This is a genomic window from Pedococcus sp. P2_D7 (assembly GCF_056404295.1).
Genome location: NZ_JBFUEH010000008.1, coordinates 91,917 through 117,797, shown reverse-complemented (window position 1 = coordinate 117,797; position 25,881 = coordinate 91,917). Strand labels below are relative to the sequence as shown.

27 protein-coding genes are annotated in these 25,881 nt (G+C 69.7%); 11 read left to right on the top strand and 16 right to left on the bottom strand.

The window, feature by feature from the left end:
- Window positions 1-6: 6 nt before the first annotated feature.
- From AC1DWJ_RS18270 to AC1DWJ_RS18255, 4 genes are all read right to left on the bottom strand, one after another.
- Window positions 7-285 (bottom strand): hypothetical protein, encoded by a 279-nt coding sequence (locus tag AC1DWJ_RS18270; protein ID WP_477621595.1) that lies wholly within the window; start codon window positions 283-285, stop codon window positions 7-9.
- Window positions 286-537: 252 nt separating this feature from the next.
- Window positions 538-960, bottom strand: a complete 423-nt coding sequence (locus AC1DWJ_RS18265) for an SRPBCC family protein (RefSeq protein WP_457253107.1) — start codon at window positions 958-960, stop codon at window positions 538-540.
- 209 nt (window positions 961-1,169) lie between these two features.
- The gene (locus tag AC1DWJ_RS18260) at window positions 1,170-1,688 is read right to left on the bottom strand and encodes a hypothetical protein (RefSeq protein ID WP_457253108.1); all 519 of its coding nucleotides are present in this window, start codon (window positions 1,686-1,688) and stop codon (window positions 1,170-1,172) included.
- A gap of 231 nt (window positions 1,689-1,919) precedes the next feature.
- Window positions 1,920-2,795, bottom strand: coding sequence for a LysR substrate-binding domain-containing protein (locus AC1DWJ_RS18255; protein WP_457253109.1), 876 nt, complete (start codon window positions 2,793-2,795; stop codon window positions 1,920-1,922).
- Between the two features lie 196 nt (window positions 2,796-2,991).
- Here AC1DWJ_RS18255 and AC1DWJ_RS18250 point away from each other — a divergent pair, with 196 nt between their 5' ends.
- Window positions 2,992-4,344 carry an MFS transporter gene (locus AC1DWJ_RS18250; protein WP_477621594.1) on the top strand — a complete coding sequence of 451 codons (1,353 nt, stop codon included), beginning with the start codon at window positions 2,992-2,994 and terminating at the stop codon, window positions 4,342-4,344.
- Between the two features lie 225 nt (window positions 4,345-4,569).
- On the opposite strand, the gene AC1DWJ_RS18245 is transcribed toward AC1DWJ_RS18250, so the two are convergent.
- On the bottom strand, window positions 4,570-4,992 hold the full coding sequence (locus AC1DWJ_RS18245; RefSeq protein ID WP_477621593.1) for an Hsp20/alpha crystallin family protein: 423 nt from the start codon (window positions 4,990-4,992) through the stop codon (window positions 4,570-4,572).
- 128 nt (window positions 4,993-5,120) lie between these two features.
- Between AC1DWJ_RS18245 and AC1DWJ_RS18240 the strand changes: the two genes are divergently transcribed.
- The 3 genes from AC1DWJ_RS18240 (at window position 5,121) to AC1DWJ_RS18230 (ending at window position 7,445) form a co-directional block, all read left to right on the top strand.
- Window positions 5,121-5,468 carry a MerR family transcriptional regulator gene (locus AC1DWJ_RS18240; RefSeq protein ID WP_477621592.1) on the top strand — a complete coding sequence of 116 codons (348 nt, stop codon included), beginning with the start codon at window positions 5,121-5,123 and terminating at the stop codon, window positions 5,466-5,468.
- Window positions 5,469-5,553: 85 nt separating this feature from the next.
- Complete coding sequence (locus AC1DWJ_RS18235; RefSeq protein ID WP_477621591.1) at window positions 5,554-6,507, top strand: NAD-dependent epimerase/dehydratase family protein; 954 nt, start codon at window positions 5,554-5,556, stop codon at window positions 6,505-6,507.
- Window positions 6,504-7,445, top strand: coding sequence for an RNA polymerase sigma-70 factor (locus AC1DWJ_RS18230; protein ID WP_477621590.1), 942 nt, complete (start codon window positions 6,504-6,506; stop codon window positions 7,443-7,445). The genes AC1DWJ_RS18235 and AC1DWJ_RS18230 overlap by 4 nt, the downstream gene beginning before the upstream one ends.
- Window positions 7,446-7,506: 61 nt before the next feature.
- Here the strand turns inward: AC1DWJ_RS18230 and AC1DWJ_RS18225 are convergent, their stop codons facing one another.
- Window positions 7,507-8,928, bottom strand: coding sequence for an HNH endonuclease signature motif containing protein (locus AC1DWJ_RS18225; protein ID WP_477621589.1), 1,422 nt, complete (start codon window positions 8,926-8,928; stop codon window positions 7,507-7,509).
- A gap of 273 nt (window positions 8,929-9,201) precedes the next feature.
- Between AC1DWJ_RS18225 and AC1DWJ_RS18220 the strand changes: the two genes are divergently transcribed.
- The 3 genes from AC1DWJ_RS18220 (at window position 9,202) to AC1DWJ_RS18210 (ending at window position 10,929) form a co-directional block, all read left to right on the top strand.
- The gene (locus AC1DWJ_RS18220) at window positions 9,202-9,507 is read left to right on the top strand and encodes an ArsR/SmtB family transcription factor (protein ID WP_457253118.1); all 306 of its coding nucleotides are present in this window, start codon (window positions 9,202-9,204) and stop codon (window positions 9,505-9,507) included.
- Window positions 9,504-10,478 (top strand): TIGR03086 family metal-binding protein, encoded by a 975-nt coding sequence (locus AC1DWJ_RS18215; RefSeq protein WP_477621588.1) that lies wholly within the window; start codon window positions 9,504-9,506, stop codon window positions 10,476-10,478. Before AC1DWJ_RS18220 ends, AC1DWJ_RS18215 begins: the two co-directional genes overlap by 4 nt.
- Before the next feature lie 115 nt (window positions 10,479-10,593).
- Window positions 10,594-10,929, top strand: a complete 336-nt coding sequence (locus AC1DWJ_RS18210; RefSeq protein WP_477621587.1) for a hypothetical protein — start codon at window positions 10,594-10,596, stop codon at window positions 10,927-10,929.
- A 95-nt stretch (window positions 10,930-11,024) separates the two neighbouring features.
- Here AC1DWJ_RS18210 and AC1DWJ_RS18205 read toward each other — a convergent pair whose 3' ends face one another.
- On the bottom strand, window positions 11,025-11,666 hold the full coding sequence (locus tag AC1DWJ_RS18205; RefSeq protein WP_477621586.1) for a hypothetical protein: 642 nt from the start codon (window positions 11,664-11,666) through the stop codon (window positions 11,025-11,027).
- A gap of 173 nt (window positions 11,667-11,839) precedes the next feature.
- Here AC1DWJ_RS18205 and AC1DWJ_RS18200 point away from each other — a divergent pair, with 173 nt between their 5' ends.
- Together AC1DWJ_RS18200 and AC1DWJ_RS18195 are read left to right on the top strand one after the other, a co-directional pair.
- Window positions 11,840-12,991: a sensor histidine kinase gene (locus AC1DWJ_RS18200; RefSeq protein ID WP_477621585.1), complete on the top strand. Its 1,152-nt coding sequence runs from the start codon at window positions 11,840-11,842 to the stop codon at window positions 12,989-12,991.
- A complete protein-coding gene (locus tag AC1DWJ_RS18195; protein WP_477621584.1) occupies window positions 12,988-13,806 on the top strand; it encodes a response regulator in 819 nt (272 codons plus the stop codon). Before AC1DWJ_RS18200 ends, AC1DWJ_RS18195 begins: the two co-directional genes overlap by 4 nt.
- Window positions 13,807-13,890: 84 nt before the next feature.
- Here AC1DWJ_RS18195 and AC1DWJ_RS18190 read toward each other — a convergent pair whose 3' ends face one another.
- The 4 genes from AC1DWJ_RS18190 to AC1DWJ_RS18175 form a co-directional block, all read right to left on the bottom strand.
- On the bottom strand, window positions 13,891-14,901 hold the full coding sequence (locus AC1DWJ_RS18190) for an aldo/keto reductase family protein (protein WP_477621583.1): 1,011 nt from the start codon (window positions 14,899-14,901) through the stop codon (window positions 13,891-13,893).
- Between the two features lie 57 nt (window positions 14,902-14,958).
- The gene (locus AC1DWJ_RS18185) at window positions 14,959-17,103 is read right to left on the bottom strand and encodes an MMPL family transporter (RefSeq protein WP_477621582.1); all 2,145 of its coding nucleotides are present in this window, start codon (window positions 17,101-17,103) and stop codon (window positions 14,959-14,961) included.
- Window positions 17,104-17,258: 155 nt separating this feature from the next.
- Window positions 17,259-18,140, bottom strand: a complete 882-nt coding sequence (locus tag AC1DWJ_RS18180; protein WP_477621581.1) for a hypothetical protein — start codon at window positions 18,138-18,140, stop codon at window positions 17,259-17,261.
- Window positions 18,137-18,739, bottom strand: a complete 603-nt coding sequence (locus tag AC1DWJ_RS18175; protein WP_477621580.1) for a hypothetical protein — start codon at window positions 18,737-18,739, stop codon at window positions 18,137-18,139. Before AC1DWJ_RS18175 ends, AC1DWJ_RS18180 begins: the two co-directional genes overlap by 4 nt.
- Before the next feature lie 91 nt (window positions 18,740-18,830).
- On the opposite strand from AC1DWJ_RS18175, the gene AC1DWJ_RS18170 reads away from it, so the two are divergent.
- On the top strand, window positions 18,831-19,571 hold the full coding sequence (locus AC1DWJ_RS18170) for a DUF5995 family protein (RefSeq protein WP_477621579.1): 741 nt from the start codon (window positions 18,831-18,833) through the stop codon (window positions 19,569-19,571).
- A gap of 221 nt (window positions 19,572-19,792) precedes the next feature.
- On the opposite strand, the gene AC1DWJ_RS18165 is transcribed toward AC1DWJ_RS18170, so the two are convergent.
- The gene (locus AC1DWJ_RS18165; RefSeq protein ID WP_477621578.1) at window positions 19,793-20,440 is read right to left on the bottom strand and encodes an Ltp family lipoprotein; all 648 of its coding nucleotides are present in this window, start codon (window positions 20,438-20,440) and stop codon (window positions 19,793-19,795) included.
- A 344-nt stretch (window positions 20,441-20,784) separates the two neighbouring features.
- On the opposite strand from AC1DWJ_RS18165, the gene AC1DWJ_RS18160 reads away from it, so the two are divergent.
- Window positions 20,785-23,085, top strand: coding sequence for an FG-GAP-like repeat-containing protein (locus AC1DWJ_RS18160; protein WP_477621577.1), 2,301 nt, complete (start codon window positions 20,785-20,787; stop codon window positions 23,083-23,085).
- A 105-nt stretch (window positions 23,086-23,190) separates the two neighbouring features.
- Here AC1DWJ_RS18160 and AC1DWJ_RS18155 read toward each other — a convergent pair whose 3' ends face one another.
- The 4 genes from AC1DWJ_RS18155 to AC1DWJ_RS18140 all read right to left on the bottom strand — a co-directional run bounded on the left by AC1DWJ_RS18155 (window position 23,191) and on the right by AC1DWJ_RS18140 (window position 25,736).
- The gene (locus AC1DWJ_RS18155) at window positions 23,191-23,799 is read right to left on the bottom strand and encodes a DUF4230 domain-containing protein (RefSeq protein WP_477621576.1); all 609 of its coding nucleotides are present in this window, start codon (window positions 23,797-23,799) and stop codon (window positions 23,191-23,193) included.
- Between the two features lie 100 nt (window positions 23,800-23,899).
- A complete protein-coding gene (locus tag AC1DWJ_RS18150) occupies window positions 23,900-24,442 on the bottom strand; it encodes a YkvA family protein (RefSeq protein ID WP_477621575.1) in 543 nt (180 codons plus the stop codon).
- A 146-nt stretch (window positions 24,443-24,588) separates the two neighbouring features.
- On the bottom strand, window positions 24,589-25,326 hold the full coding sequence (locus AC1DWJ_RS18145; protein WP_477621574.1) for a DUF6308 family protein: 738 nt from the start codon (window positions 25,324-25,326) through the stop codon (window positions 24,589-24,591).
- The gene (locus AC1DWJ_RS18140) at window positions 25,323-25,736 is read right to left on the bottom strand and encodes an ATP-binding domain-containing protein (protein WP_477621573.1); all 414 of its coding nucleotides are present in this window, start codon (window positions 25,734-25,736) and stop codon (window positions 25,323-25,325) included. The genes AC1DWJ_RS18145 and AC1DWJ_RS18140 overlap by 4 nt, the downstream gene beginning before the upstream one ends.
- Window positions 25,737-25,881: the final 145 nt, after the last annotated feature.

The following is a 25,881-nucleotide window of genomic DNA, read 5'->3' as shown; positions in this document are numbered from 1 at the left end:
CGTCGCTCAGTGCGGCTGGTGTCGACGCTGGTGCGTCCCGCCCTGGTTGGCGAGGAGTCGCCGGCCGAACCGCACGACGGTCCAGCACCACCAGCGGTCGATGTCCCTGGCCGCCAGGTCGGCGCGCCACTCCCAGTAGCCGCACAGCTGGACGAGCTCGGCGTCGTTGAGCGACAGGCAGATCTCGACGAAGGAGCCATACCGGCCGATCGTCGGGTCGACGAACGGCGGCCCCTCGTAGATCACCCAGGTGTCCCCCGAATCGATCCTGTCCACCTCAGCCATGGCCTGATCCTGCTCCTGCCGGACGAGGGGCGCCTCCGTCGATCGATGGAGAACGCTCTCGCGCGGATGCTCGGGCTCAGGCTGGGTCGCGCTCGGGCTCGGGCTCGGGCTCAGGCTGGGTCGGGCTCGGGCTCGGGCTCAGGCTGGGTCGGGCTCAGGCTGGGTCGGGCTCAGGCTGGGTCGGGCTCCGGCTCAGGCTGGGGTCGGGCTCAGGCTGGGGACGGGCTGGGGCAGGCTCGAGTCAGGTTCGGATCAGGCGCCTGGCACCCCTCCGACGAACCGGCCGAGCGCCTCGTCCCAGTGCGCCTTGTCACCCCGCGGGTCGCCGGCGATGCCACGCCCCTCGTGGTAGACCTCGACGCGCGTCGAGTCGCCGTCAGGATGGAGCTGGACGTCGAGCATGCTCAGCGGTCCGTCGTCGTGCGGGTGCCACGTGACCCGCACCTGCTCGACGGGGTGGATGCTGCGCACCACGCCGTACGAACCGTCGGACGCGCGCCACGGCTCGCCCTTGTTGCCGATCCTGGCGCCGTCGCCGAGGAGCGCCTCGGTGCCGGCGGGACTGACCAGGTGCTGCCAGACCTGGGTGGGCGTCGCCGTGACCTCGTGGCTGGCGTGGACGCCAGCCTCCAGGTCGTCGACGTCGTCAGGAAGCGTGTCGACCTCACTGCTCATGTGCAGACCTCCGTCCGAGCTGGCCGCGCCCCGGGTGGGCGTGACCCACACTCCGACAGTCGACCGCGTGTGGGCGCTGTCGGCAACCCCTTGGGGGCCCTTGATTTGGTCGGCCGGGTCCCGTGCCACGACACGGCCAGGGCGTATGCCGGGTGGTGCGCACCCGGCATACCCCTGGTCGGCCGTCGGCCGGCCCTCACATGGCGAGGTCAGTGCTGGGCGATGACGGTCTTCCAGCCGTAGTCGTAGGCGAAGCCGGTCGGGAAGTTGTCGTCGGTGGCGCTGGAGTCGAACACGCAGAACTGCACCCACGCGGAGCCGTTGGCGAGCGTGCCCGAGACGAAGTTCGTGCCGAACGGGTGGTCGACGAGCTTCACCGTGAAGCGCTCGACGTGCCACTGGCCATCGCACTGGATCGTCTGCCCAGCAGGGTCGTTCGCGTACTGGTAGTTGGTGTCGTACCAGGCATCGGACAGCATGCCCGAACCCTCAGCGGTCGGGTCCGCGCCGCCCTGCTTGATCGAGGCCCAGAGGTGCGTGCCGGTCTCGCCACCCCAACAGCGGAACTTGGCCTGGATGTACGCGTCGCTGCCGTTGGCGACGACGTGCTTGCCGACCCAGGCGATCTCGGGCGCGGGCAGCTCCGCCGCGGAGGCGGAGCTCGCGGGGAGGGTGATGGCAGCGGCCAGGGCCAGTACGGCGGCGGCTGCGACGCGGGCAGGTCTCATGGGTGTCTCCTCGGGGCCTCGTGTCGTCTCAAGGGGCTGGGTGTCAGCCCCCGGCCGACGCTAGGGGCGGTCGTCAGCGCGCGGCTCCCACTCAAGGGTGACCGCGCCTGCGACGGATGCCTGAGACGACGGAGGTATGCCGCGTGGTCGCCCACGCGGCCGACCGCGCCTCGGCGCGCCCCCTCGCCCTGGCGACTGCGCTGGCCACGCGTCCCACCTCGCGTCGGCGGCTCAGCCGGCCGTCACCGTGGTGAGGGGCGCACCGCTGGCGAGGATGGCGGACGTGAGGGCCTTGGCCGGCTCGGCGGGCGCGCTGCGGTTCGTCAGCAGGACGAGGTCGAGGTGCGGCAGCTTGGGCAGTCCGACGGTGGGCGGCACCTCCACCAGGTCGGCCGGCATGAGGGTCCGGGCCATCACGGCGACTCCGAGTCCTGCGCGGACTGCGGCGAGCACGCCGTTGACCCCTCTGACGGTGCAGGTGATCCGGCTGCGCCGGCCGACCTTCTCGAGGGCCTGCACGCTGACCGCGCGGCTGAGGCTCGGCGCCTGGTAGACGACCAGCGGGACAGGCTGCTCGGGGTCGATCCGGGTCGAGCTGATCCCACACCAGACCAGCTGGTCGCGCCGCACGAGCTGCCCGCGGGTGGTCCGTGGTGCGTCGGCGCCGCGCTTCACGAACGCGACGTCGAGGTGACCCGACTCGATCCGGCGCACCAGCGAGTCGTTCTGGAGGACGGCGAGCTCGAGGTCGATCCGCGGGTAGAGCTGCCGGAAGTCGCGCAGGATGCGCGGCAGGGGTGTGAGCGCGAGGTCGTCGGTGACCCCGAACCGCAGTCGCCCCTGCAGGTGGGAGCCGGTGAAGTAGCCGACCGCCCGCTCCTGCGCCGCGAGAATGTCGCGGGCGAACGCTGCCATCGCCTCACCGTCGGACGTCAGGGCGACGCTGCGGGTGTCACGGACGAAGAGGGGCCGCCCCACCGCGTCCTCGAGCCGACGCACGTGCTGGCTGACCGTGGGTTGACGCAAGCCGAGCGTCTCGCCGGCCCGGGTGAAGCTCAGCGACTGGGCGACGGCGACGAACGTCCGCAGCAGCTCGGGGTCGTACACAGCTCGCAACCTCTCGCAGATGTGTCATTGCGATGCTGCATGACACTTATAGGACTGATTCTGGATGAGAATACTGCGTTGCGCCGTTGACCGGGCGAGACTGGACCTCGTCCGCGCTTCTCGAATAGATCCGCTCCCCGACTCCACCCGCTCCCCGACTCCACCCGACCACGACGCTACTTTCCCGGGACGACCCTTGAGCTCCACCGACGCTGCCTCTGTCCGTATCTCCAGACCACTACTCCCCCACCACTTCTCGCGCACCTTCCCCTCCCTCGGCAACCGTAACTTCCGGTTGTTGCTGTCCGGCCTCCTCCTCTCGGGCACCGGCGGGTGGGTCCAGCGCATCGCCCAGGACTGGCTCGTCCTGACCATGACCGACAGCCCGACGGCCGTCGGGGTGGTCACGGCCTTCCAGTTCGCGCCCACCCTGCTGTTCGGGCTGCACGCCGGCCTGTTGGCCGACCGCCTGCCCAAGCGCCAGCTGCTCCTCGGCACCCAGGTCTCGATGATGCTGACGGCGACGGCCCTCGCCGTGCTGACCCTCAGTGGTCGGGTCGAGGTGTGGCACGTGTTCCTGCTGGCCGCCGTCCTCGGGACGGTCGCGGCGCTCGACAACCCGGTGCGCCAGTCGTTCGTGTCCGAGGTGGTCGACGGGCCCCAGCTGGCCAACGCCATCAGCCTCGTCTCCTGCACCTTCCAGATCGGCGCGATGGCCGGGCCGGTCCTCGGCGGACTGTTGATGAGCACGGTCGGCGCGGGCTGGGCGTTCGTCGTCAACGCGCTGTCCTTCGTGGGACCGGTCGTCGCGATGCTGTGCATGCGCGGCACCCCCACCCGAGCGGAGGTGCGGGCCGCCCGCCTGGCGGCCGCCGCGCGCAACGGCGCCAGTGGTCGCGCCCCAGGTGTCCGGGCGGGCCTCTCGTATGCCGTGCACACCCCGAGCGTCCTGTGGCCCGTCGTGATGGTCGGCGCCTTCGGGTTCTTCACGATCAGCCTGCCAGTGACGCTCGCGGCCTACGCCAAGGACGTCTTCCACTCCGGGGCCTCGGGCCTCGGACTGCTCAACGGCGTGGTCGCGCTCGGTGCCCTGGCGGGCGCCCTGACGACCGCCCGTCGTCGGCACCAGCCGAGGCTGCGCACGGTCGGAGTCGCCGGGTCGACGCTGGCGGTCGCCTTGCTCGTCACGGCGGCCGCTCCGGGACAGGAGGTCTTCACGCTGCTCCTGGTCACGGTCGGTGCCGCCAACCTCGGCTTCCTCACCTCGGCGCAGTCGCTCGTCCAGCTCGCAGCTGTCGACCACCTGCGTGGCCGCGTCGTCGGGCTCTACCTGCTCGTCTTCATCGGCAGCGGAGCCGTGGGCGGACCGGTGGTGGGGTGGTTGGCCGAGACCTACGGCGCCCGCACCGCCCTGCTCGCGTCGGGGGCGGTCCCGGCGGTCGTCACCCTGCTGGTGTGCCGGCACCTCGCGAGGGCTGCCTCGCTGCGGCTCGGCCTCACCTCCGTGGCGATCCACCTCCCCCGTCCGTCCCTGCTGCCCCGGCCCTAGTCGCAGCGTCACTACCCCGGCCCTAGTCGCAGCGTCACTACCCCGGCCCCAGTCGCAGCGTCACTACCCCGGCCCTAGTCGCAGCGTCACGATCCCCGTCACCGGTGGCGCCGGCCAGTCCCCGCCGACCCGAGGGCCCACGAAGGCGCCCACTGAGCAACGCCCCCCGGCGCATGGCACCCCGGAGCGTCTGGGTCGACGGGGACCGCTGATGTGGCCGCGAGGTCAGGCCGAGATTGCGTGCTGCCGCCGGTCGCCCGAGCTGATCTCGATCTTGCGCGGCTTGGCCTGCTCGGCCACCGGGATGGTCAGCCGGAGCACGCCGTCGACGTAGCCGGCCTCCACGCGGTCGACGTCGAGGGTGTCGCCGAGGAACAGCTGCCGGCTGAAGACCCCGCGCTGTCGTTCGGTGGCGATGGTGTCCACGTCGTCGTCGAGCCGCTCGCGCTCGGCCTTGACGGTGAGCACGTTGCGCTCGACGTCGAGGTCGATCGAACCAGGGTCCACGCCCGGGAGGTCGAACTCGACAACGAAGGTGTCGCCCTGTCGCCAGGCGTCCATGGGCATCACCGTGGGACGAGCCATCGTCCCGAAGACCTGCTGGGCCAGCTGGTCCAGCTCGCGGAACTGGTCAGTCCGCATCAGCATCACAAACCACCTCCAAGGATGAGGGCCTATTTCCTTCCCTGACTGCGTCTCGGTAGAATCTCAGTCATGGGCTATAGATTTTATAAATCCGTAGATACCAGTTTGTCAAGCGCTTGGGTGCGGCAGCCGTGACCGAGGAGCCCCAGCCGTCGGGGCGTCCGCTGTACGCGATCTCGGTCGCGGCCGAGCTCGTCGGCCTGCCCGTCCCCACCCTGCGCCTCTACGAGGAGAAGGGCCTGGTGACGCCCCAGCGGACCGAGGGCGGGACCCGCCGCTACAGCGACGCAGACCTGGCCCGCATCGCCCGGGTGGGTGAGCTGGTCGAGTCCGGGGTGACCCTCGCCGCCGTCGCCATGGTCCTCGACCTGCAGGACGACAACGCGGACCTCAGCCACCGCAACCGTGGGCTCAGCCGGCGCAACACCGAGCTGCGGGAGGACAACGCACGCCTGCGTCGGGCGAACGCCAAGCCGTGACTGTCACACCGGGACGAGCTGTCTTGTCTGAGTTGCTGTAGCTGACCAACGATGATCGAGACGAGATCGGAAGCGAGGCAGAACCATGAAGGTGTTCGTCGCAGGAGCCACCGGAGCCATCGGCCAGCAGCTCGTGCCGCAGCTGGTGCAGGCGGGCCACGAAGTCACCGGGATGACACGGAGTGCGTCGAAGCAGCAGCTGCTGCGCGACCTGGGTGCCGAGCCGGTCGTGGCCGACGCGCTCGACGCCGACCAGGTCGCCGAGGCTGTCGGGCGGGCGCAGCCGGACGTCATCGTCCACCAGCTGACCTCGATCGGGCCGATGGACCTGCGCCACTTCGACCAGGCCTTCGCGATGACCAACCGGCTGCGACGGGAGGGCACCGACCACCTGCTGTCGGCGGGTCAGGCGGTCGGCGTGAAGCGGTTCGTCGCGCAGAGCTTCTTCGCGGCATACGAACGCGTCGGCGGACCGGTGAAGAGCGAGGAGGACACGTTCGGGGTCGGGGCCGCCAAGGAGATGCGCCAGACGGTCGCTGCCATCAAGCACGTCGAGGACGCAGTCCTCGCGGCCACCTGGACCGAAGGGATCGTGCTGCGGTACGGCGGTTTCTACGGGCCGGGCACGTCGCTGGGCCCCGATGGCGAGCAGACCGCCGCCGTGCGGCAGCGCAAGTTCCCGGTCGTGGGCAACGGCGGCGCAACGTGGTCGTTCATCCACATCGCCGACGCTGCCGAGGCGACCGTCGCGGCCATCGACCACGGTCGACGCGGGGTGTACAACGTGGTCGACGACGAACCGGCGAAGGTCGCCGAGTGGCTGCCTGTGCTGGCGCGTACGTTGGGGGCGAAGGAGCCGATGCACGTGCCTCGGTTCGTGGGGCGGTTGCTGACCGGGGAGATCGGAGTGGCGATGATGACCGAGCTGCGGGGCGCGTCGAACGCCAAGGCCAGGCGCGAGCTCGGCTGGGAGCCGGCGCACCCGAGCTGGCGGCAGGGTTTCGCCGAGCTGACGTCCACCGAACGGGTGCGGACGTGACCGACAGCCCCCTGACGGAGCGGGAGGAGCTGCTCGACGAGCTGCGCCCGACGTCGTTCGCGATCGCGTACCGGATGCTCGGCAGTGTCTCGGAGGCCGAGGACGTCGTGCAGGAGGCGCTGCTGCGGGTGCACCAGTCGCTCGACGCCGGCGAGGAGATCGCGTCGCCGCGCGCCTTCGTCGCCACCATCACCACCCGGCTGGCGATCAACGAGCTGAAGTCGGCCCGCGCACGCCGCGAACGGTATGTCGGCGAGTGGCTGCCCGAGCCGATCATCACCGACGGCTCGGGGGCGCCCGACGACCCGGCGCGGTATGCCGAGACCGCCGACTCGCTGTCGCTGGCGATGCTGGTGCTGCTCGAGAGCCTCTCCCCCGAACAACGAGCGGTGCTGTTGCTGCACGACGTGTTCGGTTACGGGTATCCCGAGATCACCGACATCGTCGGCAAGTCCGAGGACAACGTCCGCCAGCTCGCCAGCCGCGCTCGTCAGCACGTCAAGACGCGACGGCCGAGGTTCACCACCACCCGCGAGCAACAGCGCGAGCTGGCGTCCCGCTTCTTCGCCGCCGCCCACGACGGAGACCTCGCCGCGCTCGAGTCGCTGCTGGCCCATGACGTGGAGCTGACCGGCGATGGAGGCGGCAAGGTGCCCGCCCTCGCCCGGTCGCTGCGCGGTCGCAGTCGGGTCGCCCGCACCCTCGGCAACTGGCTGCGCGCGCTGGCGCGGTTCCCACAGGTGTCGATGCGGCCGGTCGAGATCAACGGCGGTCCTGGCGCGATCTACGTCGACGACCAGGACCGGGTGCTCGGCGTGTGGTCGCTCGACATCACCGAAGGCGAGATCACCGGGATCCGCTCGATCGTCAACCCCGACAAGCTCGCCCACCTCGGCGAGGTCGGAGACGTGGTGGCGATCATCCAGTCCGCGCGCTGAGTGCACCAGTCGCCCGGACACGCTTCGCGCCCCGCCGGTCCAGGCGGGGTGTGGAGCGGGGTCATGGTTGCGGTGGCGCGTCGCCACCGTCGCCACCGTGGCCATGGTCGCCACCGTCGCTCCCGTTGCTCCCGCGGCTCCCGTGGCCAGCGGGCTGGGCGCTCCGCCACCGAGCAAGCTGGACGTCGTAGGAACCCGGTGTCAGGTCCCACTTCACGAACGGGCCGCTGAGCCCCCTGACGACTTCGCCCGCGTAGCGGTTGGAGTGCACGACGGTGTGGTGTCGCTGGCACAGGAGCGCGCCATGGGCGGTGTCGGTGGGACCGCCATCGGCCCAGTGCAGCAGGTGATGGGCGTCGCACCAGCTCGCGGGTCTGGTGCACCCGGGGAAGGTGCAGTGCTTGTCGCGTAGCCAGAGGTGGCGGATCTGCGCGCGGTTGAACAGCCGCTCGGCCCGACCTTGCTCGAGGATCTCGCCGCGGGTGCCGAGCACGGCTGGGATGACCTGGGCGTCACACGCCAGGCGCCGCACCGTCTCGATGGGCACCGGCTCGCCGCCGACGGTGAGTCCGGCACCCCGACACAGCTGCTGCAGCTCGTCGAGCTTGATGGTGACCAGCAGGCTGGTCTTGGCCTGACGCGGCACGCCGTCCGGGGCGCTCACCGCTCGCCGCACGAGGTCGATCAGGGCGTCCGCCCGTCGCGCACCCGGAGTCCGGGGGTCGTAGTCGCCAGTGTCTGGATCCTTCTGGGGCTTAGCCAGCGCATCGACGGCGGCGTCGACGATCGCGGCGCCCTCGTCGTCGAGCATCAGCGTGTAGCGCCACATCCCCAGCGGGCCCTTGGCCTTGTCCAACGCGCGGTGCGCGCGACGGACTTCCGCCTCGTGCTCGACCAGCCGGTCAGGTCGCAACAGGTCCGCAGTGCGGCGGATTGCGATCGCCAGGGACTTCTCGGGCATCCCATCGTGGCCCCGTGCTCCCCAGAGCAAGGCGGCGGTGGCGTCCTCCAGGTGGTGCGGCTCGGCCAGCGATCGCACCCCGCGGTGGAACCGCGTGATCATCGCCGCCTTGGCGACCGGCAATGCGTCTGTTGCACCGGGCCGAGCACCAGCCTCGACCGCCTCCCTCACCTCTGCTAGGCGAGGCTCAGACGCGATCTCTGCGACGGTGTCGAGGTCGGATACGAGACGCGCGCCGAGTCGGGGGGCCTGTTTGCGAGCCCAGTCCTGCGGCCCCCAGCCCTCCCCCACCCCGAGGCCCCGAGACTTGGCCTCCGTCATGACCGCCGCCAGCCGCGTCTCGGATCCGGCGTGCACGTCGCCCAGGACCGTCATGGTCTCCTCGAGCTCCGCATCGGACAACGCCCACAGCCGCTCCGAACGCGCGCCGGCCAACGCATCTCGGGCGCCCTTGGCAGCACTCAACACCGGCCGGTCGGAGCCGTGTCCGCCGGGCGCCGCGTTGTCGGGTGCGAGTGCCATGGAACAACCGTAGACGGAACCACTGACAGCCCAACGCAATGCATAGGGAGCGAATCCCCTTGCACCACAAGCGGATTCACATCGCGCGCGACCGCGTGTGACGTCAGTGAACTAGTGGTGCGATATCGCGCCGATACGGTGCCGGATCCGCATCTTTGTCCACAGGAAAGCCCAGCAACCTGAAGCGAGGCAGTCCAGGCAACGGCCGGCCGCAACCTTCCATCTCCCCGCCGCTGGACAGACGCGTTAGTGACGACTAACGTATTCAGCGTTGTGACTGACCCACTCTCCGCCGCCGCCGAACCGAGCCGCCGCCGGATCCTGCAGCTCCTGGCCCGAGGGCCCCGGGGCGTCACGGACCTGGCCGGCGAGTTCACGGTGACCAGGTCCGCGATCAGCCAGCACCTCCTGGTGCTCGCCGACGCCGGTCTCGTGGCGGCGGAGAAGGTCGGGCGCACGCGGATCTACCGGGTCGTGCCGAGCGGGCTGCAGCAGCTGCAGGCCGAGATCGACCGGTTCTGGACCTCCGAACTCGACCAGCTCGTCGCTGACGCGCACCGCCTGAAGGGAACACCATGAGCTTCACCAAGTCCGTAGTCCTGCCCGTCTCCCCCGACGAGGCGTTCGCCCTCGTCACCGAGCCGGAGCGGCTGCGTCGCTGGCAGACCGTGACGGCGACCGTCGACCTGCGAGCCGGTGGGTCGTACCGCTGGACCGTCACCCCGGGCCACATCGCCGAAGGCACCTACCGCGAGGTCGAGCCGGGCCGTCGCGTCGTGTTCGGCTGGGGCTGGGACGAGAATCCCGCGCTGCCGAAGGACGCCTCCACCGTGACGATCACGATCGAGCCGGTGGCCGAGGGCTCCCAGGTCACCCTCGTGCACGAGGGGCTCAACGACGAGCAGGCCGCCATGCACGCCGAGGGCTGGGACCACTTCTTCGAGCGGCTCGAGCGGCTCGCCACCACCGGCGACGCCGGGCAGGACGAGTGGGCCTGGGCCCCCGAGGGCCTCACTCCGCTGGTCGCTGCGGAGGCAGCCCTCGCCGCCCTCCAGCCGGTGTTGCGCGCCCTCACCCCCGAGGACCAGCCCAAGCCCACGCCCTGTGCCGACTTCACCGCCCACGAGCTCGCCGTCCACCTGCTCGGTTCGCTGGTCCAGCTCGGTGGCATGGCGGGCGCCTCGCTCGCCATCCCCCCGAGCGGGTCGCTGGAGGACAAGGTCTCGACCCTTGCCGCTCAGGCCGTCGCAGCGTGGCGCGAGGTCGACCTCGACGGCACCATCACGACCCCTGGCGGCGACGCCCCGGCTGCCTTCCTCGCCAGCATCCTGCCGCTGGAGCTGCTGCTCCACGGCTGGGACCTCGCCCAGGCCAGCGGCCAGCAGCTGCGGGTCTCCGACGAGGTCGTGACCTACATCCACGAGCTGTCCAGCGGCGTCATCGCCCAGGGCCGCGGCAGCTCCTTCGCCGACGAGGTCACCGCAGGTGCCGACGCAGATGCGGTCGAGCGCTTCGCGGCCTACGCGGGTCGCGCCCCCATCCCGGCCTGAACCCGGCGCTCCCGTCCCAACCCGGCGGGCCAGCCCAACCAGCGCCCGTCACAGTCAGACGCCATCCCAGTCCCAACAACGGACGAAAAACCCAGCCCACCAAGGAGATCCAGTCATGAGCAAGTTCCTCTTCATCTACCACGCCCCGACCACGCCCGCCGAGAACACCCCCACCGACCCCGCCGAGATGGAGGCCGTCATGGGTCAGTGGATGGAGTGGGCCGGCCGCGTCGGTGACGGCATGGTCGACTTCGGCACCCCGCTGGCCGAGGGCGTCCGCGTCACCCCCGACGGCACCTCGCCCGCGACGAGTGACGTCGTCGGCTACAGCATCATCGAGGCCGCGGACCAGCAGGCCGCGCTCGCGCTGGCCGAGGGCCACCCGCACCTCAACATGCCCGGCGGGTGCACCATCGAGGTCCACGCGGCACAGCCCGTTCCCGGCATGTGACCGAGCGGGCGCGACCCTGAGCCGCGCCCGCCACACACCGAGGGGTATGCCGCGTGGTCACCACGCGGCATACCCCTCCCGCCCCCCTAGGTGGTTCAGGCAGCCGACGTGCTGAGGACGACGCCAGCCTCCTGGGTGTGGCGCGATCCGCGCACCACCAGCCGAGCGCCGAAGACCAGCGCCCAGACCAGGTAGACCGGGATCGTGAAGTAGAACGGCAGCAGGATCCCGCAGAGGCCGGCGACGACCGAGAAGACAGCCAGCCATCGTGGGAGCGCGGCGCGAGCGGCGAGCACGATCGCCACGACTCCGACGAAGAACGCCGGCCCGCACAGCGCCAGCAGGTTGCCGATCTCGCTGATCGTGTAGACGACCGGGTGCGGCACGCCCTGCCTGACTGCGTCACCTCCCTCGGCCAGAGCCGTGACGAGTCCGCCCCCGACGAAGGCGCCGACCACGCTGATGGCCGCGCCGGCCACCGACAGGCCCCACGCCGTCTCTCCCACCGCGCCTCCCAGCCTGCGCAACCCGTGCCCGAAGGCGAGCAGCCCCAGAGCGGCGAGCGCGCCGAGGTACCAGAAGCCGATCGAGGTGGCGTAGTGGCTCGGGTCGACGTACCCGGCGACCATGCCCGGCTCGTAGTCGCCCCCGGGACCACCCGCTCCGGCAAAGCCGACCGTGGTGCCGACCGCATAGACCAGGAGCCCGATGCCGGCACTGCGTGGAATGGTGTTCATGTTTCCTCCCCGTGGTGGTGTCGCACCGCGGTGGTGTCGACCTCAACGACGGTAGGAACCCGCTCTCCGCACGTCGTCCTGCCCGGGCACGAAATCGCGCTGTCCGACAGCAGGACTCCCACATCCTCCGCAAGGAGGACGTGCGACCGCCCGCGCGGGCGTACCTTCGGTGCGTGACGCGCAGGAACTGGGCGTTCGACCTCACCGTCGCGGTCGTGGTCGGCGTTCTCGGGCAGCTCGAGGCGTGGTGGGGGTTCACCTCCACGCACCGCCAGGGGCCGTTGTGGGCCCAGGCCCTCCTGTATGCCGTGACGGCGGTCCTGCTCGCGGGTCGCCGGGTGAACCCGCTCGCGTGCCAGGGGGCAATCCTCGTGGCCAGCACGGTGGAGTTCGCAGTCTTCGGCGCGCCCGAGGGCAACGGCGTGATGCTCCCCATGCTGATCGCGACGTACACCGTGGGCCGACGACTGCCGTCGCGACGCGCGTGGTGGGGGCTCGTGCTCGCGGCGGCGTTCTGGCTGTCCTGGTCGAGCCTGGACCCGACGGGCGAGCGCGCCACCATGAACGAACGACTGCTCACCCTCGTCTGGCTGTCCCCCTCGATCATCGCCTGGCTGGTCGGCGCGGTAGTCCGCCTCACGGTCCTGAACACCGAGCAGCGGCGCGTGAACCGTCGCGCACTCGCCTCCCAGGCGGTGGCGGAAGAGCGCAACCGCATCGCCCGGGAGCTGCACGACGTCATCGGGCACAGCGTCAGCGTCATGACGGTCCAGGCCTCGGCGGTGCGGCGACGGCTCGCGCCCGACCAGGCGACGGAGCGCCAGGCGCTGGAAACCGTTGAGGCGGTGGGCCGCGAGGCGCTGGCCGAGATGCGTCGCATGGTGGGGGTGTTGCGCCAGCCGGGTGACGAGACCCAGCTCGAGCCGCCGCCTGGGCTCGACCAGCTGGACCGGCTCGCCGACAAGTTCCGCACCGCCGGGCTGCCGGTGGAGCTCGAGGTGAACGGCCCCGTGCAGGCACTCGCGCCGGGGCTGGACCTCACCGCCTACCGGCTGGTGCAGGAGGGCCTGACGAACACACTTCGCCACGCGCGGAACCCAAGGCGCGCGGCGGTGGTCATCGACTACGGCGCCGAGCGGATCCAGCTCGCGGTGCGCGACGACGGGCAGCCCCCGGTGGGCGCCGGCACGCACTCCCCTGAGGCTGGCAGCGGACTGCGCGGGATGCGGGAACGCGTTGCGGTGTATGGCGGTTCGCTGGTCGCGCGGGTCAGGCCGGAGGGTGGCTTCGAGCTGGTCGCCACGCTGCCGCTGGAGTCGGCATGAGCGCGAGCCCGCGGGAGGCGCCAGAGGGACCAGAGGTGCCGGAGGCGCCAGACCCGTCGAACGCGCCGGACGCGCCGGACGCGCCAGACGCGCCGGATGTGCCGGACGCGCCGGACGCGCCGTCGTCGACGACCGGCACCATTGGCGTGCTCATCGTGGACGACCAGGCGCTGGTGCGGGCCGGGTTCCGGATGATCCTCGAGATCGAGCCCGACCTGCGCGTGGTCGGCGAGGCTGCGAACGGCGAGGAGGCGGTGGCCCAGGTGGCGGCCCTGCGGCCCGACGTGGTGCTCATGGATGTCCGGATGCCCGGCCTCGACGGCATCGCGGCGACCAAGCGACTGCTGGCCGACGGCCCGGCCGGGACGCGCGTGGTGATGCTCACGACGTTCGACATGGACGCCTACGTCTACGAGGCGCTGCGCGTGGGCGCCAGCGGTTTCCTGCTCAAGGACGTGCAGCCGGAGCTGCTGGTGGCCGGGATCAGGGCGGTGCACGCGGGCGAGTCGCTGCTGGCACCCAAGGTGACCCGGCGGATGATCGAGTCCTACCTGGCGCGACCGCGCGTGGTCGATGGAGAGGCCCGGGCGCGGCTCGACTCCCTCACCCCACGCGAGCTCGAGACCCTGACGCTGCTCGCCCGCGGGCTCACCAACGCCGAGCTGGCCGAGCAGCTGTTCGTCTCGGAGACGACGGTGAAGACCCACGTCGGCCGGGTGCTGATGAAGCTCGGCCTCCGCGACCGGGTGCAGGCCGTCATCTACGCCTACGAGACGGGGTTGGTGACCAGCGCCGGTCCGCAGGACCCGCAGTAGACCTGCCCGGCCAGCAACGCCCGAGGGGTATGCCGCGTGGTGACCACGCGGCATACCCCTCGGCTTGCGGCGCAAGGGCTCCGGTCAGGCGACGCGCTTCTGGGGCGACGTCTCCTTGGTCTTGCCGGCGTCGCGCTCGACGATGTCGCCGAGCACGTCGTCGATCTTGGCCATCAGCGCGGGCTCGAGCTTCACGCCGGCGGCCTTGACGTTCTCGTGCACCTGCTCGGGACGCGAGGCGCCGACGAGCGCGGCGGCGACGTTGTCGTTCTGGAGGACCCAGGCGACGGCGAGCTGCGCCATCGTCAGGCCGACCTCGTCGGCGACCGGCTTGAGGCCCTGCACGCGGGTGAGCACGTCGTCGTTCATGAAGCGGCTGATCATGTCGGCGCCGCCCTTCTCGTCGGCGGCGCGCGAGCCCTCGGGCGGCTTCTGGCCGGGCTGGTACTTGCCGGTCAGCACGCCCTGCGCGATGGGGCTCCACACGATCTGGCTCACCCCGAGCTCGCGAGACGTCGGCACGACCTCGTCCTCGATGACGCGCCACAGCATGGAGTACTGCGGCTGGCTCGAGATGAGCTGGATGTTGAGCTCCTTGGCCAGCGCCACGCCGTCGCGGATCTGCTCGGCGGTCCACTCGCTGACGCCGATGTACAGCGCCTTGCCCTGACGGACGACGTCGGCGAAGGCCGTCATCGTCTCCTCGAGCGGCGTCTCGGTGTCGTAGCGGTGCGCCTGGTAGAGGTCGACGTAGTCGGTCTGGAGGCGCTGCAGCGAGCCGTTGATCGACTCCATGATGTGCTTGCGCGACAGGCCGGTGTCGTTCTTCCCGCCCGGCCCGGTCGGCCAGTAGACCTTGGTGAAGATCTCCAGGCTCTCGCGCCGCTCGCCCTTGAGCGCCTCGCCGAGCACGGTCTCCGCCTTGGTGTTGGCGTAGACGTCGGCGGTGTCGAAGGTGCTGATGCCCGCGTCGAGCGCGGCGGCCACGCACTGCGCGGCGACGTCGTTCTCCACCTGCGAGCCGTGCGTCAGCCAGTTGCCGTAGGTGATCTCCGAGATCTTGAGTCCGCTGTTGCCCAGGTATCGATAGTCCATGCTTCAACCGTATGTCGCCCGCCTGACACCCGCCGCACGGGGGCGGTGCGTGCTGGGCTAGTGGGCGGGTTCGAGCTCCACGCCCGGTGCCTCCTCGGAGACCGGCTCCGCGCTGTCGAGCTCGGCGTCGCGCCTGGCGAGCGCGCTCGGCCACCACATCCGTCCGCGCACGTCGAGGTTGAGCGCGGTCACGAGCACCGAGCGGACAACCAGGGTGTCGAGGAGGACACCGAGGGCCACTGCGATCCCGATCTCGGCGAACGTGACCACAGGCAGCGTGCCCAGCACCGAGAAGGTGCCCGCGAGGACCAGGCCGGCCGAGGTGATCACGCCACCGGTGGCGGCCAGACCCACGAGCGCACCGCGGCGGGTGCCGATCTCCTTGGCCTCCTCGTGGACTCGCGTCATGAGGAAGATGTTGTAGTCGATCCCCAACGCCACCAGGAACACGAAGACGAAGAGTGGCAATGACGAGTCGGCTCCGGCGAAGCCCAGCACGTGCCTGAAGATCAGTGCCGACAGACCCATGGCCGCGCCGTAGGAGAGCACGACGGTGGCGACGAGGATGAGCGGTGCGGTGAGTGCGCGCAGCAACAGGATCAGGATGAGCAGCACGACGCCGAGGATGAGCGGGATGATCCGCACGTTGTCGTCGGCGGACGCCCGCAACGTGTCGGCCCGCGTGGCCGTGTCGCCACCGGCGATCGCGTTGGCGCCGGGGACCGCAGCGATGTCGTCGCGGATCCGGTCGACCGTCGCGGTCGCCGCATCGGAGTCCGGGGCGTCGGTGAGGGTGGCCATGATCAGCGACCGCCCACCCTTGGTCACCGGGTCGGCGACCGTGGACACACCCTTGACCGTCTCGAGCTTGGTCTTCACCGTGGCGGCCTGGTCGGCGTTGGCCAGCACCATGACCGGCGAGCCGGTGCCCGCCGGGAAGTGCCGGGCCACGACCTGCTCCCCCACGATCGAGTCGGGGGTGCCGTAGTAGACGTCCTTGTTCTCGAGGCCGGTGGCGTTGAGCTGGAGGATGCCCAGCGAGGCGATGGCCAGCAGCAGCGACGTGACCACCCAGGTGCGGCGCGGAGCCTTGGCGATCCGGCGTCCGATCCCGGCCCAGAAGCCGTCGCGGGTGTGGTCGACCGAGCCGTAGCTCGGCCGGACCGGCCAGAAGATCCACCGCCCGCAGACGACCAGGAGCGCTGGCAGCAGGGTCAGCATCACGAGCAGCCCGACGGCGACGCCGATGGCGGCGACCGGGCCGAGACCCTTGGTCGAGTTCATCGTCGCGAAGAGCAGGCACAGCATGCCGGCGATGACCGTGGCACCCGAGGCGAGGATGGCCGGCCCGGCGCGGTGGAGCGCGAACGCCATCGCCTCGTGCCGGTCCTCGTGGCGCCGCAGCTCCTCGCGATATCTGGCGACGAGCAGCAGGGCATAGTCGGTCCCCGCGCCGAAGACGATGACGGTGAGGATGCCCGAGCTCTGGGCGTTGACGGTGAGGGTGTCGTCCTTGGCCAGGAAGTAGATGACGGCCTGGGCGACGAAGAGCGCGGTGCCGGCCGAGATCACCGGGATCAGCCACAGCACCGGGCTACGGTAGGTCAGCAGCAGGATGATGATGACGACCGCCATCGCGGAGTAGAGGAGCTTGCCGTCGATGCCCGAGAACGCCTCGGACGAGTCGGCGGCGTAGCCCACCGGACCGGTGACGTGCATCGAGAGGCCGTCCGGACGCTGGTCGGCCACGGCGCGGAGGTCCTTGACCGTGGCGCCCAGGGTGTCCCAGCCGCCCTCCCCCGCGTCGACGGGCACGATGACCTGCAACGCCTTGCCGTCCTGCGACGGGATCGGGCCGACCGTCTCGCTCTTGACCGGGTCGAGGGCGTTGAACTTCGCGACCTGCGCGGTGACGGCCTGCTGGTCCTGTGGCGTGACGCCAGCCGGGCGCTCGTAGACGATGACCGCCGGGAACTCGTTCTTGCTCTGGAACGCCTCGATCTGCTTGACCACCTGGGTGGACTGCGCGTCAGCAGGGAGCCAGGCGACGGCCTCGTTGTTGAGGACCCCCTGCAGCTTGCCGGCGGGGCTGAACGCCGCGGCGAGGATCGCCAGCCAGAACAGGAGGACGAACCACTTGGTGACCTTGCTCGACGGGAACCAGGCGAAGCGCCCCACGTCTGCCATCCGGGTCTGTGCCATCGTCTGTCCCTCACCTCGAGTTGGTCGCACCTCCTGCTCGGCGCCGCTGTCCTCCACCGTAGGCTGCGGTTGCGTTGACGGACAACGAATTTCGTGTCAGTTGGGCGTCGGTTCAGGGGCCGTTCAGGGGTGACCCTGAGGAGGGTTCGGGCAAATCAGGGCGTATGCCGCGGAGTCGCGGCAGTGGGTATGCCGCGGGGCGGGGAGAGCGCGGAGGCGGCCGACCCGGCGAACGCCACGACGAACCCCACCCCCATCACCCAGGTCAGCGGACGGTCCGTGAAGAACTCGTGTCGCGCGCGCACGACGGCCACCAGGATGAGGGCGAACATCACGAGCTGCACCCGGCGCATCACCCGGACGGTCTCCCACCGTGGGTCCCTCAGCACCCCGAGGCCGGCCGTGCCGAGGCAGAACGTCGCACCCACGACTCTGCTGGTCAGCGGGGTGAGCGGCCACGGCCAGAGCGGGATCGCGCGGGCTGGTGCGACGAAGAGGAGCACGCCGGTGACGGGGGCGAGCGCGCCCGTCCCAGCCACGACTGTCCGGGCCACGCGGCCGAGGCGAGGTGCGTCCGGAGCCGGTAGCGCGGCATACCGCTGGTTGGCGAGCCAGGCCGCGACGACGAGGAAGGGCGCCGTGAAGTAGAGGCCGGCCCACAGCCAGAAGGCGACCTTGTCGTGGGAGAACTTGTCCCAGTGGATGATCGTCGCGATGCCCAAGAGGCTGGCGAACAGCGCCACTGACACGAATCCGGCGCGCACCTCGGCCCACCGCCGCTCCACCAGGAGGACGCGCAGGAAGAAGTAGCAACCGCCGAGGTAGGCGGAGGCCAGCAGCATCGAGGTCATGTGGGACTGGATCTGCCACGACCACAGGCGCGCGGTCTCGCCCGGGAAGCCATAGAGGATGACGAAGGCCACGAGCAGGAAAGGGGCGATGAAGGCGGAGAGCGCCCGGGTCGTGGTCAGCACCCGGTCGTCGCGCTGGCCTGCGCGATCGTGACTCGCGGGCGGTCGCGCGCTTGGCTGGCTCATGTCGGCACCCGCGAGACCGAGTCGAGCAACGCCCCGTAGGAGGCGACGAGGGCGCGGCGCTCGGCGGCGAGGCGTGGGTCGGCGAGGTCGCAGCCGCCCTCGACCCAGGCGTCCGACAGGTCCATCGCCTCGGCGCGCCAGCGGGCGGCCTCGTGCATCGACTCGGGCGGCGCGGAGTAGACGTAGGAGTAGAGGTCGACAAGGGCGCGCTCGAGCTGCTCCCTGGTGGCTGCGTCGTCGCGTTGGCGTGCCCGGTGGGCGCGCCACCACTCGACCTCGAGCTCCGAGGCGCGCACCGGGTCGAAGTCGAGGTCGGAGTGCGCGAGGACGACCTCGTAGAACTGGCGCATCGAAGCGCGCGCGGCGTCAGGATCGTTGGTGGGCACCGGTGCCCACGCCTTGTTGGCCTTCAGCACGTGATACGCGCCGATGAGGGTGCGCCGTGGCCCGAGCCCGAAGCCCTGGTCGATCATCCCGACGAACGACCGCAGCGCAGGCCACCACTCGCGCCGGTAGTAGCTGGCCCACGCGAGGGTCTCGTGGTGCCCGAGCGCGACGGGGTCGAAGTCGCGCGGACTGTGCCGGCTCAGGCTGGTCACGGCGCACCTGACTCTCCGCAATCGGGCCGCTGACAACGTCGGCCGTCAGTCGGATACTAGTCGCGCAGGCCCAGCCCGTCAGGGGGTGCAGATGCCCACGCGAGACATCGCCACGGTCGTTGCTGCCATGGATGCCCGGCTCGACCGGATGCCTCCCGAGCGCACCGCGCAGCGAGTCTTCCTCGACACCTATCGGCGCACGACCATCGCCGTGGGCAAGGCGATCGCGGACGCGCAGTTCGAGGATCCCGAGTGGGTGGAGCAGTGGGACGTGGCGTTCGCCGACCTTTACCTGGAAGCCCTCGAGCTCGACCTGGCCGGCAGTCACGAGGTGCCGCGTCCCTGGCGGCTCGCCTTCGACGCGCCGGAGTCCCTGCCGGCGTTGCGCCACGTGTTGCTCGGCATCAATGCGCACATCAACTACGACCTCCCCCAGGCGCTGCTCGCGGTGATCAGCGACGCGGAGTTCGGGGATCCGGTGGTGATGGGGCGCAGGCAGCGCGACCACGAACGCATCGACAGCGTGCTGTCGGGCCGCGTCGCCGCCGAGGACGACGAGCTCGGCGGCGCCCGCTCGCTGCTCGACCGGGTGCTTCAACCGCTGAACCGCCTGAGCAGCAAGCGGTTCCTGCGCGAGGCGCGACAGAAGGTGTGGCACAACACCGTCGAGCTCCAGCACGCGCGCGTCGCCGGCCCGGAGGTGTATGCCGCGCGGCTGGCCGAGCTCGAAGTGCTCAGCGCCGCCCGCATCGCCGACCTGCTGGCGCCGGGTCAGGTGCTGCTGCGACTGGCCGTGGCCGGCTTCGGCGTCACCCTCCCGCCCCCGGCCTGAGGGGCGCTCCTCCCACTTGTGGCCACCTGTACCTCACCGATCCCCCGATTCAGCCCCGTCGTGACGCACTAGTGGCAACAAGTCGGGAGCGGCCCGGGAGGGGTTCCTGGTTCAGATGACGCGAGCGGGCCCGTCCCTCCATTCCGGGAGGTACGGACCCGCTTGTGCACACCAGCGAGCTACGACCTGGTCATCGGGCGAGCTCGTCCAGCAGCGTTACGTCAGAGGACCGCGTCAGCAGCCTGGGTCGCCTGCGCCTTAGTGAACTGGTCACCAGCCGACGAGGACAGCTGCCGGATCAGCGCCGAGCGAGACATCGGCATGATCTCCATGTAGTTCTTCGCAGACTCGACCGCCTCGGCGTTCCAGTCGACCTTGACGTGGTTGGCGGCGTAGGTCGCGTCAGCTTTTGAGTATCCGTCGCCCGCGGGGGACGACAGCTGGCGGATCAGACCGGCCTTCGACATGGCCATCAGGGACACGTAGTTCTCGGCCGAGCGCAGTGCGTTCTTCTGACCGGACGTCAGTTTCGGCGCCGCGGGCTTGGGGGCCGCGGGCTTGGGGGCCGCGGACTTCGCTGCCGGGGCAGCAGCCTCGGAGCTGGCCGAGGTGGTGGGGCTGGACGCGGACACCGGCTCCGTCGCATCGCCGCCGCCGCCGAGGGCGCTGGCGAAGATGGCCACGGCGACGATCCCGGCCGGGATCAGCACGCGCTTCTTGACGTACCAAGCGCGCTTGGCCTTCGGCTCGATAGCCGTGGGGACCGGAGCATCGGTGGATCCCGGAGCGAAGTGCTCCGTCCACTGCTGACCATCCCAGTAGCGCTGCTGACCGTCGTTCTGCGGGTACCAGCCCGCGGGCGTGCTCATCTCGTCTTTCCTCCATGACTTAGGGCGGCCGACTGTTGCGGAAGCGGCCATACGTATGCCCGAAATAGGGGCCTTGGACAGGATTACGGAACTCAGTCCGAAAGGCGTCTTCCGTGGCTTAGTAAGCGCTTTCAGCCGATTCGTGGGTAGTCCGAACGGACGATGACTCGTCCGTTTACGGCTCACTGCGCTGACTTGCGGCGACACGCGGGCGACACGCCGAAGGCGGATCGTCCGAACGGACCTGTTTCCGGGATCAATGCGGCACCAGATGGTTGCAGATGCCACTCTTCACTGTCGTCACACCAGCCCCCCGCCTCCCACGATCCCCCCGGACGTAACTCGTGCGCCTTCTCCCCGCCTCCCTCGCTGCTCTGGTCATCACCCCCGTCTTCGTGGCCCTCCCCACGGTGTCGTTCGCCTCCACGGACACGGCCCATCCCGTTGCCCCGCGCGTTCAGTCGACCGCGATCCACGGCGTGGACGCCGTCGCCAAGGGCCAGCTCTGGAACCACCGCGTCCTCCACCCCGGCCGCGCCATCAGCACGCTCACCCCCGTCCAGGAGCGGTCGCGGTTCACCGTCGCGGGAGTCTCGTGGTCCCGCACGACCGGGCTCACCAACGACGACGTCATCGTGCAGCTCCGCGTGCGTGAGGACTCCGGCTGGAGCGCCTGGGAGAAGCCCGGCGTGACCGACGAGGGCCCCCAGAGCGGGACCGGTGAGTCCGTCACCGCCCGCCTCGGCACCAACCCCCTCGTCACCGACGGCGCGACGGCCATCCAGGTGCGCGTCGACACCCCGAACGGCCAGCCGCTGCCCGACGTGCAGGTCACGACGATCAACCCGGGCACATCGTCCGCCGACGACGACCTCGCCCCCAAGACGCCCGCCGCCTCTGCCTCAGCCGCCGCGGCGATGCCCACGATCATCACCCGCAAGCAGTGGGGCGCCGACGAGTCGCTGCGTGGGTCGACGACCTACAACACGACGGTCAAGGCGATCACGATCCACCACACCGCCAGCTCGAACGACTACACCGAGGCCACGGCCGCTGCCCAGATCCGCGGCATCTACGCCTACGACACCAAGGGCCTGGGCTGGTCGGACATCGCCTACAACTTCCTCGTCGACAAATACGGCCGGATCTACGAGGGCCGGGCCGGCTCCATCACCTCAGCTGTCCGCGGAGCCCACGCGATGGGCTTCAACACCAACACGATGGGCGTCGCCGCGCTCGGCAACTACCAGACCGCCAAGCCCCCAGCCGTCATGGTCGACTCACTCGCCAAGGTCGCCGGCTGGAAGCTCTCGCAGTACGGCGTCGACCCGTCCGCCACCACGAAGCTGACCTCCGCGGGCGGGACCGGCACCAAGTACGCAGCCGGCGTCGTCGCCACCCTCCAGACCCTCAACGCGCACCAGAACACGTCCTACACGCTCTGCCCCGGCCAGTACCTCTACCCGCTCATGGCGACCATCCGCAGCAAGGCCACTGCGTACGCGAAGACCTCGGTGCCGCCGCCCCCGACTCCGGTCGCCACCGCGAAGCTGTTCGCCACCTACGGCACGCTCACCCTGGCCATCGGCTCCAAGGGCTGGGCGGTGCGTGACCTCCAGCTCGAGCTCAACAGGCGTGGGTATGCCGCGGGCACTGCAGACGGCGCGTACGGCACCGGCACGGCTGACGCCGTGCAGCGCTTCCAGAAGGCCGCGGTACTGACGGTCACCGGCAAGGTCGCAGCCAACGACTGGCGCGCGCTGTCCGGACTCAGCTACACGAAGACCGGCACCCCCCCACCGCCGCCGCCGCCGACGCCCACCGTGCCCACGCCCACGACGAACGCGCCGAGCGTGCCGGCGAAGCCGATCGTCGGGTTCAACGCCGACGGGCGCGGAGACGTCATCGGTCGCACGTCGGCCGGCGACCTCTACTTCTACCCCGCCAAGGTCGGCGGCATCGGCACCCCTGTACGCATCGGCACCGGCTGGAACATCTACAGCCAGGTCGTCTCCCCAGGCGACCTGTCCGGCGACCGGCTCGCCGACATCGTTGCGGTCACGCCGGAGGGCTGGGCTTACCTCTACAAGGGCAACGGCAAGGGCGGCGTCATGGGCGCCCGCATCCTGTTGTCCCAGACGTGGAAGGCCTACACCGACCTGCTCACGCCCGGAGACTGGACCGGGGACCACAAGCCAGACCTGATGGCGCGCAAGGCCAATGGCGAGCTGTGGATGATTGTCGGTGACGGCAAGAGCGGCTTCACCGGCACCTGGACTCGCATCGGCACCAACTGGCAGTCGCTCGCGCAAGTCATCACACCGGGCGACGTGACGGGCGACGGCCAGGCCGACCTTCTCGGACGCACTCCTGCGGGCAAGCTCTACCTCTACCGCGGCACCGGCATCGGCACCGCCACCGCGACCGGCTACCTGCCCGGCGTCTTCGTCTCGACCGGCTGGCAGGCCTACAACACAGTGCTCTCGACCGATGACCTCACCGGGGACGGCAAGGCCGACCTCATCGGTCGCACTCCGGCCAACGTCGACTACGTGTATGCCGGCACCGGCAAGGGCAGCTTCGCGGCACCCAAGAAGTTCACCGCCCCTTGGGGCGCCACCACAAGGATCACCGGAGTCCGCTGACGAGGACGACAAGGGTGTATCTCGGAAGCCCGTAGACCCATCTAGACGACCGGCCATTGGGCAGCGGGATCGTCTACCTGGACGTGCGCGCGATCGACCTGGGGGTCAGCGCGGATCCTCGTCGTACGTGATCGTGACGCTGATGTATCCGAGCGAGCCGAGCAGGCCGCGGAGCATCGCGCTCGTGTTCTCTTTGGCCTTGTCGGTCAGCAGGTCCTCGCCAGTGGCAGCGGCGCTCATTTGGCTGATCGCCTTGAGCTGGGCCTCTCGCTCGAGGTCCGACCCCTTGAACCGGGTCAGGAGGCCCTTGTCATGGTTGACCACATAACTGGTCTCCAGGTCGAGCACGGGCTTGCCAGCGGTGGGTGCAGGCAGCTTGATCGTCACCGACTTGGCGTCCTCAGAAAGGAGGACCCGTTCGTTGTCGAGCTCGCCGAAGTCCACCACCGCGTCCACGTCGCCCTTGCCTACGTATAGCACCCGCTCGCCGCTGAACCAGGCGGGCAGGTGGTTCGTGGTCTTGTCCAGGTCGACCACGGTCTCGTAGTGAGCGGTCAGCGCGTGATACTCGCTGATGTCAGTGAGCGACCTGAGCACCGGCGAGCCAGTGCGGTCCGTTGTCTTCTCGCCAAACGGGTTCAGCGAGGGCCGCCAACCGGCGAGCATGCACACCGCCCCGGCCAACATCGCCACGATGACGACCGCCCCGACCACTGAGGTGATCCGCCCGAGGGTCGGCATCAGCCAGGGACCGCCCCTACCACGGGTGCTCGAGTTGTCGCTCACATGGCTCATGACGGGAACCCCTCCATACCTAGTCTGTCGCTCCGGCTTCCCACTCACGGAACGTGTCGAGCTCGCCCCGCACCGTCTTTACGACCCACCCAATGACGGCCGCATCATCAACGACGCCGAACCCCGGGATCGTGTCCGGAATGAGGTCCAAGGGGGACACCACATAAATAAGTCCAGCGACAACGATCACCAGCGAGTCCACGGGAATCTCACGGTAATGGCCGCGCGCGTACGCCACCACGAGCCTGATCAGGGCCCGAAAATCGTCTGTCACGGCCGCGAAGGGCCCTGACCTCATGGCGGCTGAACGTCCTGCCTTCTCAGCGATGTCCCGAAGTTTCTGTGGGTCACCTGCTATCCGCCGAGCGCGTTCCGTCGCACGCCGGAAGAACTTGGATTCGACGGCGCCCGCGGCCTTCACAGCGGGCGCACGTTTCGTGCTTGCCGGTGCCTTCTTGGTCGCCGTTGCCTTCTTGGTAGGCGTCGTCTTCTTGGTTGCCCTGGCGACCTTGGAGACCGTGGCCTTCTTGGTCGGCGTGGCCTTGTTAACGGGGTCCGTCATCAGATCCCACCTTTCTTGTCTAGCGGAACGTACCGGTTACTGCTTCCGTATGTCCGGAAAGTACGTGTATAGGTTGACGATTGTCTGGGTTGAGCTGCTGCGGACACAGCGAGGTCGCCTTGGGTTAATTGCAGCGTCGTAGAAGCTCAGGGCGCCTCGTGGACGGTCGCCGCTCCGCGACGAGCGTGCATCCAAAGCACAGCGTCGAGGTGTCTGAGGCGGTTGTTCGGCGAGCCGACGTCTACTCCAGGCCTCGATGCGGCTTCGTCGACGACACGGTCGAGCCGTCCGCGGACCTCAGGGTCCTGGAGCAAGCGTCGATACACCTGCCAATCGACCTCATAATTCTTCCCGATCCCCAAAAGTCCGGACACCACGGAGTCGCGAACGGGAAAGAGGTCGGGCCGCTTGCGGGCGCTCAGCTTCGATGCCGTCACCCAGGGGTTGCCCGCCGGGGACTCATCCGCTGACAGGGCCTGCTTCAGCCCGACGTGAAAAGCCGCCATGTCCAGCAGCGTTTCGTCGTCCGCAAGCGCAAGGTCGGCGTTCAGAGGCAGATGGTCTTCGGCCAGCATCCGTTCGAGTTTGCCGCGAGTGCGGCTTGGCTCGGTGAGGCGACGGACTACAACGGGCGAAGCAGAGACACCCAACAGAGTCACGGCCAGGAGGTCTCCAGAGGTGAACCGGTGCGGATCGCACGGACCGACTGTCAGGAACATCGCGCCGGCGAAGTCGCCCGTCCGGGAGTAGTAGCTCGTCAGGCGATCGATGACCATCGCATCGTGCAGCACCTTCCAAACTGCCTCGCGCGCCGATGCGTAGCTCTCCTCAGTCAACGGCTCCCAGCCTTCAGGAACCGTCGTGAAGCGTGTGTCGTAGTTCATTGGGCCCCTACCTGACCGATCCGCAGTTGCCTTGCCACGGCTTCTCCGCCCATCTCTCGGATGACTTCCGGGTTCCCGACGACGATGAGCAGGTCGGTGGCTCGAGACATGCCGACGTAAAGCCGCTCGCGCGACCTGTCTGTGACCTTGGCCTGGTTGACGCAGAGGACGACCGCTCGTCGTTCGAGTCCCTTGCACCCGAGGACATGTCCGTAGAAGACCTCGTCGTCTTCCCAGAAACTCCGCCAGTAATCGCGTTGGTCGGTGTCGCCTGCGAGTCGGACCTGTTGCGGGTGTCGACTCCCGGTCGTGATGACGGCGATGTGCTTGGGCAGCCACTTGTCGTCGAGCAGCCGTAGTGCCTGTTCGTCTGCCGCGTCGACGGCCTCGTCCGGGGTGGCGGCGGCCACGAATCGCACTTCGACTCCGTCCCCTCCTCGCGGGGTCATCCTCATGGGGGCAAGGGGTCCGAACGCGGCCGCGATCTGTTTCGTGTTACGCAGGACTCCGCGGGCACGCAATCCACCAGCGGCCACAGCAAGAGGGTGGGCCCGG